This is a genomic window from Epibacterium ulvae, assembly GCF_900102795.1.
Lineage (GTDB): Bacteria > Pseudomonadota > Alphaproteobacteria > Rhodobacterales > Rhodobacteraceae > Epibacterium > Epibacterium ulvae.
The window spans coordinates 315,123-332,425 of record NZ_FMWG01000004.1; the positions used below are offsets into that span (position 1 = coordinate 315,123).

Genomic DNA, 17,303 nt, shown 5'->3' on the forward strand with positions numbered 1-17,303 from the left:
AGGGCTCTCAACTTATGTTAATCTAAGGGGTCACGGTAAGGCGCACCGGTGCCGTAGGGGACATTGATCCCCCCATAGCGCCGGACCCGAACGTTGCACTGTTCTGCGTGACCAACAAAACCTTCAAGCATACACAGGCGAGAGCCGTATTCGCCAATCAGCGTTGCTGCTTCATCCGTTGTGACTTTTTGATAGCTGTGGGTCTTCAGATACTTACCAACCCACAGACCACCCGTGTATCGTCCTGCCTTCTTGGTTGGTAGTGTATGGTTGGTACCGATCACCTTGTCCCCGTTTGAGACATTCGTACGCGGCCCAAGGAACAACGCGCCATAACAGGTCATATGTTCCAAGAACCAATCATCCCGGTCGGTCATGACCTGAACGTGCTCTGAGGCAATATCATCTGCAACCTGCAGCATCTCATCATAAGTGTCACAAACGATAATCTCGCCGTATTCCTCCCAACTGACGCGCGCGGTGTCAGCCGTCGGCAAAATGCCGAGAATACGATCGATTTCTGAGAGAGTGTCCTCGGCGAGTTTCTTGGAGTTGGTCAGCAGAACGCATGGGCTATTGTAGCCATGTTCCGCTTGCCCTAGCAGATCGGTCGCACAGAGTTCGCCGTCAGCCGCGGTTTCATCTGCGATGACCATGGTTTCGGTGGGGCCCGCAAAGAGATCGATACCCACACGGCCAAACAGCTGACGTTTTGCTTCAGCTACAAAGGCGTTGCCGGGGCCAACCAGCATGTGCACGGGATCAATGGTTTCTGTCCCCAGTGCCATAGCGCCAATCGCCTGAATGCCGCCCATGACGTATATCTCATGTGCGCCACCCAGATGCATAGCTGCAATCACCGCGGGGTTAGGTTTACCCTTGAACGGGGGCGTGCAGGCGATGATGCGGGGGACACCAGCAACTGATGCAGTGGCCACTGACATATGTGCCGAGGCGACCATAGGGAATTTACCACCCGGCACATAACAGCCTACCGATTGTACGGGGATGTTTTTATGACCAAGGATCACACCCGGCATAGTTTCCACTTCGATATCCAGCATCGAGTCCCGTTGCGCCTGTGCAAAGTTGCGCACTTGCTCCTGTGCAAATTTGATATCAGCTAGCTCACGCTCAGACAGCTGTGCAATGAGATCATCTATTTCTTGCTGGCTCAGTCGGAAAGAGGCAGGCGAATAGCTGTCGAATTTCTCCGACAATTCACGAACCGCTGCGTCGCCGCGGGTTTCAATGTCTTTCAGTGTGGCTTCCACCACGGCGCGGGTCTTGGCATCGTCCTCGGCGCGATCAGCGTCGGATTTACCGCGTTTGAGATAATCGATGGTCATTGCAAGGATCCTTAGTTGTCGGGGCGCGGAGGCGATTTCTCTCCGCGGTCAAATGCTTCCCAGCCCTGGCCGTTGAAAAGGTCGACACCCAGCTGGGCCGCAACATGGGCGAAATCGACGTTCACCCAATTGTCGACGATCTTGCCGTCGACCACTTTCCAAAAGTCCATATAGCGAATTTCAACCCGCTTGCCGGTGGGGGCTATACCCAGAAACTCGCCCGTGTGGGTGGCTTCCTGGCGGCCAAAGGCAGCCGCCCATTCGCCCATATAAAGCCGGGCTTCGTCGATGCATACCTTGTCGGAAAACGCCGCCTGAAAGGGGCGTTGCCAATTGTCCTGAAACTCTTTCAGCCCGGTTTTGGTACCGCAGCCCTGATTGCCCATCCAGCGAAATCCTTGCGAGAAGAATTCGCCAATGTCAGTGATGCGGTGGTCGTTCAACCCATCGACCATGTTTTCGATCACGGCGCGAGTTTCGTCTGTTTTGCTTAGGTCGGTATCCTTGGTCAGGACGGCCTGTTCAGGGCGTGAGCCTTTCATGTCGTTATTCCTTTCAGGTGTTGCGGACTTTCTAACAATGGGGAAGAAGGTTTCCCTTTTAGGTCAGAAAATCCCGCGGCATCCTGTTCAGGGCTGGATGGCGAGCTATCGCGCCATGTCGTGCATTTGCGCTCATCCTTTGACGGCTCCGGCGGTCAGGCCAGACACAATCTGGCGCTGGAAGAACATAACCAACACAAACAACGGAGCAGTAGCCGAGACCACGGCGGCGACGGCGAACATAACATTGCCCTCTTCCAGCGTGGAGCCAAGGAAGCCTGCGATCGCTGGAACCATGGTGCGGTTTTCTTCGCTTAGCAGCATCGATGTAACGGCAAAGTCGTTATAGGCCAACAAGAAGCTGAACAAACCAGTGGTGATCACACCAGGCCACATCACGGGGATGATCACATGGCGGAAGGCTTGAAATTGGGTGCAGCCGTCAACCTTGGCACTTTCGTCCAGATCTTTTGGAATATTCAAAAAGAACGAGTGCAGCATCCATAGTGTAAAGGGTTGATTGATCGCCACCAGCACAATGATCGAGGTCGGCAAATGCCCCCACAGGTTCCATTCAAAGAACGGCAGCAGATAGCCAGATACCAAGGTGATATGTGGCATGGCACGGAATACGAGGGCGATCATCAACAGCCCAAAAGCATATTTGCGCCCAGACCGCGCCAGCGCATAACCGCCAAGTGTGCCAAAAGTCAGCGAAATGATTACGGTAAAAAACACAACGATCAGCGTATTGATGGCCGCGCGCCAGAACTCTTCCTGCACCCAGGCTCCATCATAGCCGGCCCCCGTGAATGTGCTGCCGGTTTCGATCAAAGTGCGGGTGCCCCACAAAGCATTGCGCCAATCGGCTTTGGAGAAGAAATCCCCCTGCACTTTGAACGAGCCCCAAAGGGTCCAAATGAAGGGAAAAGAGGCGACAGCAACCCAAAGCAGCACAAAAGCAGAGGAGAGGATAATGACAGAACGGGGTGACCGGTCGAGTGCAGAGGACATCAGACAGCCTTTCCTTTGAAATCGCGCCAGGTGCGCAGCAGAACCGGGGTTAACAGGATGGCAACACCAATCACGGTCAGGACCGAGGTCGCGGCAGCTGAATTGAACCGGGTGAGGTCACTGCGCATGTCAGCGTAGATGATGTAAGAGAGCGAGGTCGCATTGGCCTGTGCCGAAAAGCCGACGATGGCTTCAAAGACGCGGAAGTTATCCATCAGCTGGATCAGTGAGATAAAGACCACCAGCGGCATCAGATGTGGGATTACCACATAGCGTATTTGCTGCCAGCGGGTGGCGCCATCAATCATAGCGGCTTCTAGGGAATCTGAGTTGACAGTCTGTAGGCCTGCGTAAAATACCACAAAGGCAAAAGGCGCAGAACTCCAGACCCCATATACCATCAGGGTGATCCACGTCAGAGCTGGTGAAGCTTTGAGGGACAATTCTGGATCGTCAAACACCCATTGCAGTGTTTTACCAATGACCCCTTGTGCGTCTATCATCCAGAATAGGATCAGCGAGCCAATCAGCGGCGTGATGATCATCGGCAACAAGGATACAAAAATCGTGGGACCTTTGAGCAGGCTGGGCAGGCGGTTGACCCCCAGTGCGATCAGCAGCCCCAGCAGGATCACCAAAGGCGTGACTAGGAACGTATAGGTCAACGTAAAGGCCAGCGCCTTGTAGAAAGGCAGATTGTAAAGTTCTGACAGAAAACCGCCAAACCCATCACGGTTGCGCCAGGCCTCGGCGATTTCGGCGGTCGCCAGATGGCCACGATCAAAATAGGTGCTAAGACCAGCAAACCGGCCCAAGGGTTGTTCTGCACGCAGTTGCGCAGTGGCCTCGGTATCGACTGAGCTTTCTTCAGTACAACCAAACGGACCACAGTTTTCGGTCACGACAATGACCTGCTCATGTTCGATGTGCAGGGACTGCACCACCACCGACACAAGGGGCAGCGCAATAAAAAGGATCATTGCTGCCAGACTGGGCAGAATAAACCAAAAGAAGGTTTTATGTCGCATGAAAGATCCGTCCGGTTCGCGTGTGAATTGGACAAAGCACGCTGTGGCGCTTTGCCCGTTGAGCTTCGCTTAGTTCAGGAAGCCTTTTTCTTTCGCAGCAGCGATGTATGACGCTTCAACATCTGCCAACGCCTGTTCCGCAGTCTCTTTCCCTTGCAGGAAGTCTGTCAGCTCATCTCCCAATGCGGTGTGCATCAGCCCCATGAAAGGGATCATTGGGTAAGGTTTTGTTTTGCCTGCGGCTGTTGCGAACACACCGGCAGACGCAGGCGCGGGCTCATAACCTTCGACGAGCCAAACCGCTGCGTCGTTATTGGCCTTGACCACTTCGGTGCTGATGCCGTTCAGCATCGCAACAAAGCTGGCTTCAGCGTCTTCATCGCTGGCGTTACTCGCAATCGCAAACCCATCCCACCATAGGGTTGATGCAGGAATGTCACCGCCTCCAACAGTTGGGGATGCAATCAACGAGGTGTTGCTGACGATATCTTCGGACGATCCTTCATCGTCCAGAATTCCAGTCCCGCGTGAGCCCCAGAGATGTGCCATTGCGATCTCACCTGCTTCCCATGACGCTTGAACCGCATTGGAATCAAAGGTCAAATAGTCGGGGTTGGACAGTTCGGTCAGCGCTTTTAATGTATTCAGCGCTGCAACACCGGCTTCGTTGTTAACTGTAGGTTCAGCAGTGCCCGATTTGAAGAATTGACCACCGTGGCCCAAGTACATATTTACGAATTCTTCGCCCAGGTTCCAACCCGTTTGGCTGGTGGTGGCAAAGGGATGGTCCATCAGGCCTGCGTCTTTGATGGCCTTGCCCGCAGCAATGACTTCTTCATAGGTTTCAGGCGCGTCCAGGCCGACCTTTTCAAGAATATCATCGCGTACAAACAGGTGCTGCGCGTTTGCCATAAAGGCAATCGCCATGACTTTACCATCAACCGTGATCAATTGGTTTTTGCTCAGGTGCTGGCCGTGCTTCGCGATCAAATCGTCCAGCGGCCGGATCAGATTGTCGCTCAGCAGAGGTACGATTGCGGCGTTTGTGGTGGTGACAGCACTGTATTGCGCGGGATTTGCTGTTAAGGCGGCAACCTGGAGTTCGCGATAATCTTTGTTCAGGTTGCTTTCAACGGTAACACCATCGTCTGCGCAGGCCTTTGCGCCATCGGTAACAGCTTGGATTGCTGCAAATTCGTTGCCAAGGATGCTGACATTACCATTTGAAATTCCACAGCCTGCAAAGGCGGTTGTACCCATCAGAATAGCTGCAGCGCTTATCATTGAAACTTTTTGAATAGACATTTCTGTCTCCCTGTTCTGGATCAAAATTTGCACAAATGACCCGGTTGGCCTTCGCTGTACACACGAAGACTTTTGTTTGGGGTGTTAACCCCCCAATCGCGCGCCATCCTCTGCGTTGAAGAGATGGCAAATCTCACTCGGAATACGGATCGAAACAGTGTCGCCAATGGCCGCACGGAAGGTTTTATCCGCTTTAACCGACACCAGCGCTTCGCCAACACGGACCGACACCATGGTGGCATCGCCCAAAAGTTCCAGCGTGTAAATTGGAGCATTGATCTGCCCCTGCGCTTCTCCCGCCAAAGATGCATCCTCGGCGCGGAAGCCCAGCGTGAGCGGCCCATCTGGCGCGTTCAATCCGGTGATTTCAACATGTTCTGCGATAAAGGTTCCGGCACTAACGGTCCCCTTCATCAAATTCATGGCGGGTGAACCGATGAAGCTGGCCACAAAAGCATTGGCGGGGCGATCATAGATTTCAGTCGGAGACCCCACTTGCTGAACCACGCCACCTTTCATGACAACCACACGATCCGCCAATGTCATCGCTTCAATCTGATCGTGGGTCACATAGATCGTGGTAACCGCCAGTTCATGGCTCAGGTTCTTAATTTGCGCACGCGTAGATACGCGAAGCTTGGCATCAAGATTCGACAGCGGTTCATCCATCAAGAACACATTTGGCTCACGGACAATCGCACGTGCCAGGGCCACACGCTGTCGCTGACCGCCAGACAGTTCAGCGGGTTTGCGGTGCAAAAATTCGTCCAGCTCAACCATGGCTGAGGCACGGCGTACTTTGGCATCGTGCGTGGCTGGGTCGATCCCGCGCACTTTGAGTGGAAAGCGAATGTTCTCATAAACGTTCATATTGGGATAAAGCGCATAAGACTGGAACACCATCGCCACATCGCGGTCTTTAGGTTCCAGATCATTTACGGTAGTGCCATCGATTAAGATCTCACCTTCGGTCACATCCTCAAGCCCGGCAATCATCCGCATCGTCGTTGTCTTGCCGCAACCGGATGGGCCAAGCAGAACCAGAAACTCTTTATCTGCAATCGTCAGATCAAAGTTTTCGACACCAACAAAAGATCCCCAACGCTTTCCCACGTTGCGCAGTTGAATTTCAGCCATGTCGTCTCCCTGACGGTATTTTTGCATACGTTTGCAAAATGCTAATGTGCTAGCAACACTTCAGGCAAGACATTTTTGCATACGTATGCAAAAATAGTCTGGAAAAGATGAGTCTCCAGCATATCTGGTGGAGGGCTAGGTGCTGAGACGAAAGGAAAAATAGGTGTCCGTTCAGGAAAGCAAAAAAATTGTGCGGGCCTTTATCCAGCAAATGGATCAGGCTCAACTCAAAGACGTGGACGCCGTTTGTAAAGCGTCTTGTGCGCAGAATATTCACTGGCGCGGGTATCATCCGTTCAACGAGATTCGCGATATTCAGACGGTATCGGAACAGTTTTGGCGCCCCTTAAAGGCAAGCTTCACGGGACTGACACACCGCTTGGACGTGTTTATGTCCGGCGAAAACATGTATGAAACACCCGGGGGTACTTGGGTGGTGACCATGGGCCATTTGATGGGCTTGTTTGATCAACCGTGGCTGGGCATTCCTGCCACGGGCAAACTGGCTTTTCTCCGGTTTTGTGCGTTTCACCGGGTTGACGGCGATAAGATTGTCGAAACGGCTATGTATTTCGATCTGCCACATCTGATGGAGCAGGCGGGATTGCTGCCGTTCCCGGTACAAACTGCAGCACAATTGGTGCAGCCTGGTCCTGCCACCCATGATGGATTGATGTTTGATAACCAGCCTCAGCACGAAGCTGAGAAAACGCTGGCGATTATCAATGCGATGGTCTCAGATCTTGGCCAATGGCAATCGGGTCTGCCATTGGAGGAAGAGCTGGCGCGCACATGGCACCCCGACATGCTGTGGTGGGGACCGACCGGCATTGGCGCAACCTACACCATTCCGCGATACGCGCGACAGCATGCAGGTCCGTTTCGTTCCGGGTTCAAAGATCGATCAGGAACCGGGCATATCTGCCGAATTGCCGAAGGCCACTACGGAGGATTCTTTGGCTGGCCCAATTTCACTGCAGTGCCCACAGGTGGGTTCATGGGCATGCCGGCCACGGAAAAGCCCGGCGAGTTCCGCGTCATCGACATCTATCGGCGCGAAGGAGATAAGCTGAAAGAGAACTGGGTATTCATAGATCTGCTACATTTTTGGAAATCACAGGGTGTCGATATTTTGGAACGCACAACGGGGATTTCAACGATATGAAAATTGATGCGCATCACCACCTTTGGGATCTGAACGCCGTCCATTACCCATGGTTGATGGCAAAAGGCGAGCCGCGATTTTTTGGCGACCCAGCGCCAATTCAACGCGATTACTTACTGGAAGAATTTACACGGGATGCCAAAGCGCAAGGGTTTGAAGGATCCGTTCATATTCAGGTTGGCTCTGCCGATCCATTGGCCGAGGCGCAGTGGGTACAATCGGTTGCCGACGCCAATCCAGACTGGCCGATGGTACAGGTTGCGTTTTGTGATCTCACGGCGCCAGACGCCGAAGCGCAGTTGGACGCGCTTCAGGATTTACCAACAGTGCGCGGCGTGCGCCAAATTATCGGACGTGCCCCCGGCGAAGACGCGGTGACGGGCACCAATGCGTTGCTAGACAACCCTATGTTCTTAGCGCGATTGCAAGGTTTGGCAAAGCGCGGGTTGAGCTTTGATCTACAATTGCTTCCTGAGCTGATGCAGCAAACCGCAGCGGTGATGGCCCGCGCAACTGATACTCAGGTTGCTCTGTGCCACGCGGGATCCCCACATGATCGCAGCCCAGAAGGCTTGAGCTATTGGGCGCAGCAGCTGTCCTACCTGTCTGAGCTGCCGAATGTGGCGTGCAAACTGTCCGGACTTGGCATGTTTGAGCCGCACTGGAACGCGCAAAGCGTTGCACCGATTGTTGAAACGATCCTTTCGCAGTTCTCTCCTAAGCGCTGCATGGTCGGTTCTAACTTTCCTGTGGATTCACTAAATGCAAACTACGATGTGCTGATGGAAAACTATCGCACGCTCGTTCCTCAAGCAGACGTTGAGGATGTTTTTGGTTCGACCGCATCATGGTTTTATGGATTGCGGTAAGCCTTTTTTGCATAGTCTTGCCTGTTATCAAAATGTGCCATACCCGTTTCCAGAACCTCAACTAACATCGCAGCAATCAGGCCAAGCGGAAGTAGACGCACATATACATCGTAATCGTGATCCAGTTGCCGCAAGATGAACCGTCCATTTTGGCAACACCAGTTGCAGCGGCGACTGATTTGTTGACCAAACCACCTTAAATAGCATCGAACATTGCGCGATGATCACCCATAGTATTCATGATGATCTCTCCTGCATCTGGACGCTGAACAATCAGCAGTTCAAATGCAGGCACTTCTGGCAAATCAAAACGTCACTCCCATTTTGAAAAATCTTTAGCTTCCAAACATTGAATTGGGCAAATAAAGCGCGAGGGACGGAAAGACCAACAAGATGATTAGCGTCGCAAACATCGCAATCCAGAATGGCCAGATCCCGCGGAAAATTTGATTGATTGGTACGTCGGGTGCAATACTTTTTACGATAAACACATTCATCCCAACAGGTGGTGATATCAAACCCATCTCAAGGGCGATCACAGCAAGGACGCCAAACAGGATCATATCTACACCCAAAGGCTCAAGGATAGGTTGCACCAACGGGATAGTCAGCACCAGCATCGCAAACCCATCCAGGAACATACCCAGAATGATGAACATTAAGAGAAATGCGATTACGACCTGCGTGCCTGTCAAACCGAGTTCGTTTACCCATAGCGACAGCGCATAGGTAACACCTGTGAACCCTACAAAGGTTTTGAACACAAACGCACCAAACAGGATCAAGTAAACCGTGCCTGTAGCGCGTAAAGTTTGGCCAAAAACCTGCACAATGTTCTCGCGAGTCATTCTGCGGCGATAGACAGTCACCAGAAAGGCCAGAAACGCTCCAAACCCGGCGGCTTCGGTTGCGGAGAACACACCGGTATAGATTCCACCAATGGTCAGGAATATGATCCCGACAATGGTAGATGAAGCCCAAAGAGCCTTCCATTTTTCCAAGGCGCTCATCGTGTCATCTGTCGCAGGTGCCTTCGAGCGGTCAAGCGTGACGGTAATCCAAATTGCGGCAATGAAAAGCAGGGTCAGCAATAGCCCTGGCACAACACCCGCGAGAAATAGCCGTCCAATGCTTTCTTCCGTCAGGATCGCATAGACAACGAACCCAGCAGAGGGAGGGATCAAAATCCCAAGCGTGCCGCCCGCTGCAATCGCACCTGTCGCCAGCCCATCATGATAGTTAAACCGTTTCATTTCAGGCAGCGACACACGTCCCATCGTCATCGCCGAGGCCAAAGACGATCCTGACAAAGCAGAAAAACCAGCACAGCCCACAACCGCTGCAGAGGCCAACCCACCACGAAAGCGCCCAAGCCAGGCATGGGCTGCGCCATAGATTTCTCGGCTCATCCCAGACACCCCGGCCAAATTACCCATAAGCACGAACAGGGGAATGATTGTTAGGGGATAAGACGTGGCCTCAGAGAAAATCTCTCCCGCGAGTTTTGGCAAAGCAGCAGCCGGACGAACCATATAAATTCCAACCGTTCCCACCAACATCATGGCGATGCCTACAGGCATTCGTAAGTAAAGCAGGATCAGAAGCGACACGAACCCGAGTATAGCAAGCGTAATAAGATCCATGATCAAGCGCCTTTTCCTAAGAGAAATTGTAGTGTGCGCAGCGCAAAGAAAAGCGCAGTTAGGGCGCAGGCGACGGCAAGGATATAATAGAACGGCGTATGCTCGATCCCGAGGTTCGACGTAATTGCACCACACTCCAATCCGCAGCCACCCTTTTTGACCAGGGCACGGACCGCCGTTGCCAGAATGGCAAAAGAGAGAAAGTGCACAGCAATATCCGAATAACGCAGAAAGCGTGCCGATACGTGCCGTTCTATGAGTTCGATTGTTACGTGGGCCCCATGGAGGGCCCCGTAAAAGATTGCGCAGGCCACGACCACAGAAGCTCCCAGCACCTGCAAGTCTTCGATACCAAACAAGGCATCGTTCAGAACATACCTCCAGAAGACGCTGACGACAGTCAGGACCATCATGAAAAAGATGCCCAGACCTCCAATGAAGCAGGCGATAGCACCCAGTTTGTTCATTATGCCTGCAAGCGGCAGTTTTTCCGTATCGTGGCCTGACATGGGCTTAGTCCTTGCCCAGTTTGGCGATCACATCACCAATGGTTGTGTCACCCGCTGGGTTGGCTTTCACCGCCTCCATAACCTCTGCAACGATTGCATCCATCTTGCTGCGCTCGTCATCAGACAGGGTGATCACTTCAAGACCTTTTTCTGTCGCATGCTTCAGAGCCTTTTGACCGATGGCCGCATATGTCTTGGCCGCCTTCATTGACAGATCCGAATCCGCGATCTTATCGATCGCTGCGCGCTCGTCATCGCTCAGACCATCATAGACATCTTGATTCATCAATACGACGAAAGTAGACGGCCCGCCTGGGAACCAAGTGGTTACAAACTCTCCGGGCTCGTCCAGTTTGAACGACAGAATGCCTGATGGATCAATCATCACGCCGTCTGCAATCCCATTTGCAAGAGCTTGGTTCACTTCGGTCACCGGGATTGCAACTGTGGAGGCGCCAAGCGCTTCGACAAATGGAATTGCGGTCGGGTCAGAAACGCGAATTTTCATGCCTTTCACGTCCTCAACCGAACGCACCGCTTTGTCACGTGTGATCAAGACAGGTGGCGAATTCGTCCAGAAACCTAAGACCTTGCCTTTGAATTCCGCTTCGAGTTCATCGCGGGCGGAACGTACCGCATTTGTACATTCTTCTGCCGTCTCGCATAGGTTCGGAAGGCCTATCACAGATGTCTTCTGAAACAAACGGTTTGAAAAGTTTGGTAACATAAACACAACATCCGCTACCCCATCCAGCAGAACAGAATATTGCGCAGGAGGGCTGGCATTCAATGCACCCCCCGGAAAATGCTGCACCTTCAAAGACCCACCAGTTTCCGTTTCAACCATTTCACTGAAAGGTGTCAGGAAGGCTTTTGCCATCGGGTGATTGGTCCCCATGAAATAAGCCATAGAAAGCGTGTCTGCTTGCGCAAGAGGCGCTGCTAGAACGGCCGTCACAAGTGCCGCTGTTCTCATCACTCTTTTCATCTTCAGTACTCCAACTGTTGGTTTCAAGCGAGGGGAGTGCCTGGTTTCCAGGTCATATAGTTATCATACGCAACTATCTCTAGAGAGATTAGTTACGTCAAGAAATTATTTACATTCGCAACTAATGGCAGTTACACTCGCCTCAATGTTTGGTAAGACCTGCGCACAAAAGCCAAAGATCACCCACATTAGTTAAACGATTACAGATACTTATTTTATATTCAAAAATGATGTCGAAAATTTATATCCATGGCGCATACGCCTTGCATCAACGGCTTGGCTATCGATTGAGGCGTCTTTCAAACCTTATGAAAGCCCGGTTAGACATGAATCTAGCCCCACTAGGGGTCTCACGTCTTGACTCGTGTGCTCTGTCGGGAGTCGGCTTGAAACACATCTGTACACCGAGTGGTATCGCTGATCACATTGGCATCACAAGGCAAGCCACATCGCTGCTACTGCTCCAAGTGCGCAATGACGGGTTGATTGAGCAAAGTTTCGAGGAAACAGATGACCGCTCGCGGCGATTGGGACTGACCAAAAAAGGCCAAGAAGTTTGACGCAGTTCACCTTTTTCTCTGCGTGGCTTGGACGGTGATAACCGGTTAGTTTTCGCCACAAAGCCTGCTCTAGATATTTGCAGGCTCTTAAGGCTTAGTTTGGCGCAACAGCGCCAGCTGTCGCTGGCTTGCCAAAGCTGCGCATTCTTACGCGGAGGAATAATGGCATCTGCGCGTGTCATAGGCCCCAATGCCGGTGGTCGGGGCGATCTTTTGATCCGGTGGAATTTGCGCCAACAGGTCGGGCAGTGTTGGGGCGTCGCCGACGTTGCTTGTCGTGATCTCGACCCCGCTGAATCCCAGTATTTTTCATCCACCCCAAAGTGAAGCGTTCACCACAGGCGCTTTTTACTTCTGCTATGCTTGCGAGCGTTTGATTCACCCTCGGCCTGGACCCCGGTGCATCAATCCGCAGATGCAGCAACCCAGATCCGCCACACTCGCAGCCGCCGAGATTCTGCGGCAGCGTGAGGTCAATAGGCAAAAGACAGCGCATTTGAGGAACTCTCGGCTTTTTTGCAGGAAAAATGGGCCAGTCGACAGCATCACCTGGCTTATCTGGCGTTCATTCAGGAGGTCAGCGTGACGGCCGTGTTGCTTGCTTTCGTTGGAAGATGAGCCAGTTGTGACATATTATTAGCGGTTGGTAATGGAGCGGAGCGGGTTATAGAATCCGGGGTGTCACGTCGACACGCGTGGCGTCAACTTCGACAGAGTTCTATACCAACTCCGATTCAAACAATTTAACATAATGCACATTACAATACTCCATGCACTCTAATTAGAGTAGCGACAAACCTGCTACTTTGTTGCATCACAAGGAAGGACATGATGACCTATATTGGTTAAACTGTTCCTTGATGTGCGCTAGGACCACCATGTCAGATCGCTGTCTTTGATTGGCTGGGCAGCTACGGCCGCCCACGGATGACCGAGGAATTGGGTCTGAACATCGGCCATCGGCGCGTCGGCCGATTGATGCGTAAGAATGGTATCCGTGTCGAACGCTCCAAGAAATACAAGGTGACAACCGACAGCAACCATACCTTCAACATCGCACCTAACTTATTGAACCGAGACTTCCATGCAGAGCTGCCAAACCAGAAATGGGCGGGCGATATCAGCTACGTCTGGACGCGTGAGGGATGGCTTTATCTTGCTGTGATCCTTGATCTACACTCTCGGCGTGTCATTGGCTGGGCTGTCAGCAAAAGGATGAAGCGTGATCTCGCGATCCGGGCTTCGAAGATGGCTATCGCGCTACAGCAACCGCCCAAGGGCTGCATCCACCGCACGGATCGTGGGGTGCAATATTACTCGCATGATTACCAGAAAATATTGCGCCAGCACGGGTTCAAGGTGTCGATGAGCGGCAAAGGCAATTGTTATGACAACTCCGCCGTCGAGACGTTCTTCAAAACGATTAAGGCAGAACTGATCTGGCCAGAGTCATGGCAAACGCAGCGGGATGTTGAAATCGCTATCTTCGAATACGCCAACAGCTTCTACAATCCACACCGCCGTCATTCAGCATTGGGTTCGAAAAGCCCAGTCGCCTTCGAACGGAAAGTGGCCTAAGCGAGCATCTGCGGCGACACGAATACGAGACAGGTCCACCCGCAATTTGGCAAGTCAATACACAACTAGATATTCTGGATCGATGGTCCCTTCATATCTTCTCCCAGAAAAGATAGATGCAGACCCTAAAAGGTATCGAATAAAGTCTATGAATGAGAGTTAGCAGAGCCGGATCAGTCGGCTCTGCTGGTAAGACAAATCAGCCTTCGTTGGCGATCCGCATGGTCTCGATGTTCACGTTGGTTTCATAGCTTGGCTGCGAAGCACCAATGCTACCCGCATTTACGAAGACGTCTGCCACACCTTTCATGAAGGACTGGATGCCGCCGTCCATCCATTTTGCGGAGAGCTGTTCTTCCAAACTAGGGAAGCCCATGGTGCTGATCGCGTCACGCGCCGCTTCCAGATCCAAACCGGATTCTTTCGCAAGAACGGCGAGCATTTCTTCGCCACCTTCGCCTGAGGTCCAGCGGGCATTCGCTTCTGCCGTTACCTTTAGGAAGGTTGCAACCACGTCTGGGTTTTGTGCAGCAAAAGCAGAAGGGGTGGACGTGACGTCAAATACGAGAATACCGAGATCTTCCTTTTCAGCACCAGTCAGAAGTACGTTTCCGTAGTCTTTCATACGGGTCAGGCCACCGCCGTAACCACATGCAAAATCAATCGCGCCCTGTGCCAGTGCTACAGCACCTTCTGGTGGCGCCATATCGACAACTTCTAAGCTTGAAATCTCTACACCGAAGTGATCCATCTGACGAAGGAAACCATAGTGAGCGGCTGTGCCGAGCGGAATAGCGACTTTTTTACCAGCCAATTCAGAAGCGTTGGTTTTGTCGATTTCCAAACCGCTGGAGACAACACAGTTGTCGTTTTCGGAATAGGTTACAGCCACATCCACGACTTGCAAATCCTGACCAGAAGACGCCGCAACAACAAATGGTGGAATGCCCTGGCTTACCGCGATCTGAACATCGCCAGATGCCATGGCCGCGCTCATCGCCGTACCCGTGTCGAAGCTAACCCAGTTCACTTTCATGCCGAGCGCTTCATCGTATGCGCCGGACGCTTTCGCTTCCATCATAGGAAGCGGCCATTCGAGGAAGTATGCGATCGTAATCTCATCCATTGCCTGCGCAGGCACCATAGATGCGCTTAGGGCGGTTCCTGTGACCAGCGCTGTCATCAACTTTTTCATGTTTCATCTCCTGTTAGGTCACTGCTGCAAGGCGCAGCTTATATAATCTATTGTATATCAGAACAAATGTTCTGCATAACGATAGTATTAAGATGTACGAAGTGGCGTCAATAAATTTATTTTTTCTGGAAAAGCTAGCATTCTTGCCAATGAGCAAAGGTATCGATAGTTCTACAATGCAGTAGTTGAAGGCAGGAAATTATGGGCCGACCCACAGAAAGTTCGATTGTCACAAAATGCGCTATCGTGATGGATGTTTTGTCTGAAGCGCGCCAACCCCTTGCTTTTTCAGAGATTGTGGATCGCACAGGCTTTGTGAAGAGTTCTTGCCACCGCATTCTTGCGGTCCTGCTGGGGGAAGAACTTATTTCTTACGACAAACCCTCTAGAACTTATCGAACCGGGGCGAGGTTACATCAATGGGCGCGGTCTGCTTGGCGGAGAATCGACTTGCAGCAAGTCGCTGCTGAACCAATGAACCGCTTAAGCGAAATGACAAAAATGAATGCGGCGCTGTCGATCTTGGATGGTCAGACAATTCTTTACTTGCGCACGGCAGATTATGTCCCCGTCCGTTATGCCGCACACTCCGGAGATCATGCTCCTTTGCATAGCACCGCAGCAGGAAAGGTCTTTCTTGCGTTTATGTCAGAACAGAAAAGACACGATCTGCTTGAGCAACTGGAATATGAGAAATTCACCGAATTCACACTGACCTCTCCAGAGGAACTCAAAAGAGAACTCTGGGCGACCAAAACCAACGGCTACGGGCGTGCAGTCAAAGAAGAGGTGTTGCAAGTCACTGGTATCGCTGCGCCTATTTTCAACGAACAAGACGATGTGGTCGCCTGCATGTCTCTTTGGTCACTCGAGCAGGCTGCGACCTCTGCTGAAGTCATTGCGAAATCTGAACAGGTGATCGCGGCTGCAGAGGAAGTGTCCAAGATCATAGGTTGGCGACCGAGTTAATCGGTGGCTTGACTAACCAGCATGTAGTCCCACATATTAATAGTTGCGTTCTGCAATATGAGACTAATATGATTCAAAATACTCCGCCTGCACCAATGGTCCCACAATCGTTATGGCAGGCAACGGCGCCGCCCGATGGACCTCACGCACCTTTAGAGGATGCGATAACGGCCGATGTCACAATTATCGGGGCCGGGTTCACGGGATTAAGAACTGCGCTGAACTTGGCCGCGGCAGGTACAAAAGTTGTCGTTCTGGATGCTGCCGATGTGGCCTGGGGTGCCTCGGGACGGACCGGAGGACAGGTCAACCCATTGCTGCCATTCAATTCGCCACAACGTCTGCATCGCCTGCTTGGCGATACCTATTTCGAGAGAGTCACAGAAGCGTCATTGAATTCGGCAGATGAGCTTTTCGAATTGGTACAGACCTACCAAATCGAGTGTCAGGCGCGGCAAAACGGTTGGTTACGCGTCAATCATAGTACCAAAGCGCATAACGCGTCGCTTAAAGACATTGAGAACTGGCGAGCGCATGGGTCCACCGCCGAAGTGGTAGAGGGAGACGAACTAAATCGTCTTGCTGGAACCAAAGCGTATCTGTCTGGCGTCATTGCGCATAAAGGTGGCGCAGTTCATCCAAAGATGTTCGCACAAGGGTTGGCAAAGGCCGCGTCAGAACGCGGCGCGCAGTTTTTTGGCGAAAGCCCCGTGCTGTCGCTAACAAAGAATGGACAAAAGTGGGTCGCAAAGACACCAACAGGATCTGTCCAATCTGATTGGGTTGTTGTGGCAACCAACGCCTATTCCGACGACCTTCTGCCGGGGTTATCAAAAAGCATTGTACCTTTGACCCCTATCCAGATTGCAACAGCTCCCCTGCCGGAGGCCGTGATCAATTCAATCCTTCCGGAAGGCCATACGATCTCTGACAGTCGGCGCGTCATCATGTATGCGCGCCGAGAGCCGGATAATCGGCTGGTCTACGGTGGGTTGGGGCGCCCAGGACCAGGGGAAACTCTGTCTGGTTTCAATTGGCTGCGAAAAGACGCAGAGCGTATCTACCCTCAGTTACAAGGCGCTGAATGGTCCCATCAATGGGGCGGGCGGATCGCGATCACTGATGATCACTTGCCTCACCTTCACGAGCCTCAACCGGGCCTACTGGCTGGGCTTGGTTATAATGGCCGCGGTGTCGCGATGTCGATGGTTGTTGGCCGCGTCCTTTCCGAACGGGTTTTAGGTGCGAGCCCCGATGCTTTGTCCCTTCCGGTTTCAAAGATCAAAACTGTGCCATTCCGGCGCAGTAAGATGTTTGGGATGGGAACGGCCATCTGGTTCATGCGGCTACTAGACTATCTTGAGACTCGATAAGAGGTCTCACTTCCTGTGTAAGGCGCGGTTTTACCGCGCCTTTTTTATTTGTGCATCGCAAGTAGTTGACAGAATCGAA

At 52.2% G+C, this 17,303-nt stretch carries 15 protein-coding genes and 2 pseudogenes; 5 read left to right on the top strand and 12 right to left on the bottom strand.

All coding sequences use genetic code 11. From position 1 onward, the window contains the following. Nucleotides 1–17 precede the first annotated feature (17 nt). From hisD to BLP79_RS08620, 6 genes are all read right to left on the bottom strand, one after another. Entirely contained in the window at nucleotides 18–1,349 is a 1,332-nt protein-coding gene (gene hisD, locus BLP79_RS08595) for a histidinol dehydrogenase (RefSeq protein WP_090218127.1), read from the bottom strand. Between the two features lie 11 nt (nucleotides 1,350–1,360). Next, complete coding sequence (locus tag BLP79_RS08600; RefSeq protein ID WP_090218128.1) at nucleotides 1,361–1,891, bottom strand: ester cyclase; 531 nt, start codon at nucleotides 1,889–1,891, stop codon at nucleotides 1,361–1,363. A 132-nt stretch (nucleotides 1,892–2,023) separates the two neighbouring features. Then, nucleotides 2,024–2,905, bottom strand: coding sequence for a carbohydrate ABC transporter permease (locus BLP79_RS08605; protein ID WP_090218130.1), 882 nt, complete (start codon nucleotides 2,903–2,905; stop codon nucleotides 2,024–2,026). Then, nucleotides 2,905–3,933, bottom strand: a complete 1,029-nt coding sequence (locus BLP79_RS08610; protein ID WP_090218131.1) for a carbohydrate ABC transporter permease — start codon at nucleotides 3,931–3,933, stop codon at nucleotides 2,905–2,907. The genes BLP79_RS08605 and BLP79_RS08610 overlap by 1 nt, the downstream gene beginning before the upstream one ends. Before the next feature lie 69 nt (nucleotides 3,934–4,002). After that, entirely contained in the window at nucleotides 4,003–5,238 is a 1,236-nt protein-coding gene (locus BLP79_RS08615; RefSeq protein WP_090218133.1) for an ABC transporter substrate-binding protein, read from the bottom strand. An 84-nt stretch (nucleotides 5,239–5,322) separates the two neighbouring features. Next, on the bottom strand, nucleotides 5,323–6,375 hold the full coding sequence (locus BLP79_RS08620; protein WP_090218135.1) for an ABC transporter ATP-binding protein: 1,053 nt from the start codon (nucleotides 6,373–6,375) through the stop codon (nucleotides 5,323–5,325). A gap of 211 nt (nucleotides 6,376–6,586) precedes the next feature. Here BLP79_RS08620 and BLP79_RS08625 point away from each other — a divergent pair, with 211 nt between their 5' ends. Together BLP79_RS08625 and BLP79_RS08630 are read left to right on the top strand one after the other, a co-directional pair. Beyond that, nucleotides 6,587–7,540, top strand: coding sequence for a nuclear transport factor 2 family protein (locus BLP79_RS08625; RefSeq protein ID WP_090218256.1), 954 nt, complete (start codon nucleotides 6,587–6,589; stop codon nucleotides 7,538–7,540). Then, a complete protein-coding gene (locus BLP79_RS08630) occupies nucleotides 7,537–8,409 on the top strand; it encodes an amidohydrolase family protein (RefSeq protein WP_090218137.1) in 873 nt (290 codons plus the stop codon). The genes BLP79_RS08625 and BLP79_RS08630 overlap by 4 nt, the downstream gene beginning before the upstream one ends. Here BLP79_RS08630 and BLP79_RS19660 read toward each other — a convergent pair. The 5 genes and pseudogenes from BLP79_RS19660 to BLP79_RS08645 all read right to left on the bottom strand — a co-directional run. Then, nucleotides 8,394–8,543 (bottom strand): hypothetical protein, encoded by a 150-nt coding sequence (locus BLP79_RS19660; protein ID WP_170830471.1) that lies wholly within the window; start codon nucleotides 8,541–8,543, stop codon nucleotides 8,394–8,396. The genes BLP79_RS08630 and BLP79_RS19660 overlap by 16 nt on opposite strands. A gap of 201 nt (nucleotides 8,544–8,744) precedes the next feature. After that, entirely contained in the window at nucleotides 8,745–10,052 is a 1,308-nt protein-coding gene (locus BLP79_RS08635; protein ID WP_170830472.1) for a TRAP transporter large permease, read from the bottom strand. A 2-nt stretch (nucleotides 10,053–10,054) separates the two neighbouring features. After that, complete coding sequence (locus BLP79_RS19665; RefSeq protein WP_170830473.1) at nucleotides 10,055–10,561, bottom strand: TRAP transporter small permease; 507 nt, start codon at nucleotides 10,559–10,561, stop codon at nucleotides 10,055–10,057. A 4-nt stretch (nucleotides 10,562–10,565) separates the two neighbouring features. Next, the gene (locus BLP79_RS08640) at nucleotides 10,566–11,549 is read right to left on the bottom strand and encodes a TRAP transporter substrate-binding protein (RefSeq protein WP_090218140.1); all 984 of its coding nucleotides are present in this window, start codon (nucleotides 11,547–11,549) and stop codon (nucleotides 10,566–10,568) included. Between the two features lie 546 nt (nucleotides 11,550–12,095). Further along, nucleotides 12,096–12,545: pseudogene (locus BLP79_RS08645) on the bottom strand (transposase); the annotation flags it as partial. A 467-nt stretch (nucleotides 12,546–13,012) separates the two neighbouring features. On the opposite strand from BLP79_RS08645, the pseudogene BLP79_RS08650 reads away from it, so the two are divergent. Further along, nucleotides 13,013–13,687: pseudogene (locus tag BLP79_RS08650) on the top strand (IS3 family transposase); the annotation flags it as partial. Between the two features lie 199 nt (nucleotides 13,688–13,886). On the opposite strand, the gene BLP79_RS08655 reads toward BLP79_RS08650, so the two are convergent. Beyond that, entirely contained in the window at nucleotides 13,887–14,882 is a 996-nt protein-coding gene (locus BLP79_RS08655) for a taurine ABC transporter substrate-binding protein (protein ID WP_090218142.1), read from the bottom strand. Nucleotides 14,883–15,083: 201 nt separating this feature from the next. On the opposite strand from BLP79_RS08655, the gene BLP79_RS08660 reads away from it, so the two are divergent. Beyond that, nucleotides 15,084–15,851: an IclR family transcriptional regulator gene (locus BLP79_RS08660; protein ID WP_198511991.1), complete on the top strand. Its 768-nt coding sequence runs from the start codon at nucleotides 15,084–15,086 to the stop codon at nucleotides 15,849–15,851. 68 nt (nucleotides 15,852–15,919) lie between these two features. Next, nucleotides 15,920–17,224 (top strand): NAD(P)/FAD-dependent oxidoreductase, encoded by a 1,305-nt coding sequence (locus BLP79_RS08665; RefSeq protein ID WP_198511992.1) that lies wholly within the window; start codon nucleotides 15,920–15,922, stop codon nucleotides 17,222–17,224. Nucleotides 17,225–17,303: the final 79 nt, after the last annotated feature.

What these genes read in the sequence shown, in the direction of transcription:
- hisD (WP_090218127.1), bottom strand. Translation starts at nt 1,349, where the DNA reads ATGACCATCGATTATCTCAAACGCGGTAAATCCGACGCTGATCGCGCC.
- BLP79_RS08600 (WP_090218128.1), bottom strand. Translation starts at nt 1,891, where the DNA reads ATGAAAGGCTCACGCCCTGAACAGGCCGTCCTGACCAAGGATACCGAC.
- BLP79_RS08605 (WP_090218130.1), bottom strand. Translation starts at nt 2,905, where the DNA reads ATGTCCTCTGCACTCGACCGGTCACCCCGTTCTGTCATTATCCTCTCC.
- BLP79_RS08610 (WP_090218131.1), bottom strand. Translation starts at nt 3,933, where the DNA reads ATGCGACATAAAACCTTCTTTTGGTTTATTCTGCCCAGTCTGGCAGCA.
- BLP79_RS08615 (WP_090218133.1), bottom strand. Translation starts at nt 5,238, where the DNA reads ATGTCTATTCAAAAAGTTTCAATGATAAGCGCTGCAGCTATTCTGATG.
- BLP79_RS08620 (WP_090218135.1), bottom strand. Translation starts at nt 6,375, where the DNA reads ATGGCTGAAATTCAACTGCGCAACGTGGGAAAGCGTTGGGGATCTTTT.
- BLP79_RS08625 (WP_090218256.1), top strand. Translation starts at nt 6,587, where the DNA reads ATGGATCAGGCTCAACTCAAAGACGTGGACGCCGTTTGTAAAGCGTCT.
- BLP79_RS08630 (WP_090218137.1), top strand. Translation starts at nt 7,537, where the DNA reads ATGAAAATTGATGCGCATCACCACCTTTGGGATCTGAACGCCGTCCAT.
- BLP79_RS08635 (WP_170830472.1), bottom strand. Translation starts at nt 10,052, where the DNA reads ATGGATCTTATTACGCTTGCTATACTCGGGTTCGTGTCGCTTCTGATC.
- BLP79_RS19665 (WP_170830473.1), bottom strand. Translation starts at nt 10,561, where the DNA reads ATGTCAGGCCACGATACGGAAAAACTGCCGCTTGCAGGCATAATGAAC.
- BLP79_RS08640 (WP_090218140.1), bottom strand. Translation starts at nt 11,549, where the DNA reads ATGAAAAGAGTGATGAGAACAGCGGCACTTGTGACGGCCGTTCTAGCA.
- BLP79_RS08655 (WP_090218142.1), bottom strand. Translation starts at nt 14,882, where the DNA reads ATGAAAAAGTTGATGACAGCGCTGGTCACAGGAACCGCCCTAAGCGCA.
- BLP79_RS08660 (WP_198511991.1), top strand. Translation starts at nt 15,084, where the DNA reads ATGGGCCGACCCACAGAAAGTTCGATTGTCACAAAATGCGCTATCGTG.
- BLP79_RS08665 (WP_198511992.1), top strand. Translation starts at nt 15,920, where the DNA reads ATGATTCAAAATACTCCGCCTGCACCAATGGTCCCACAATCGTTATGG.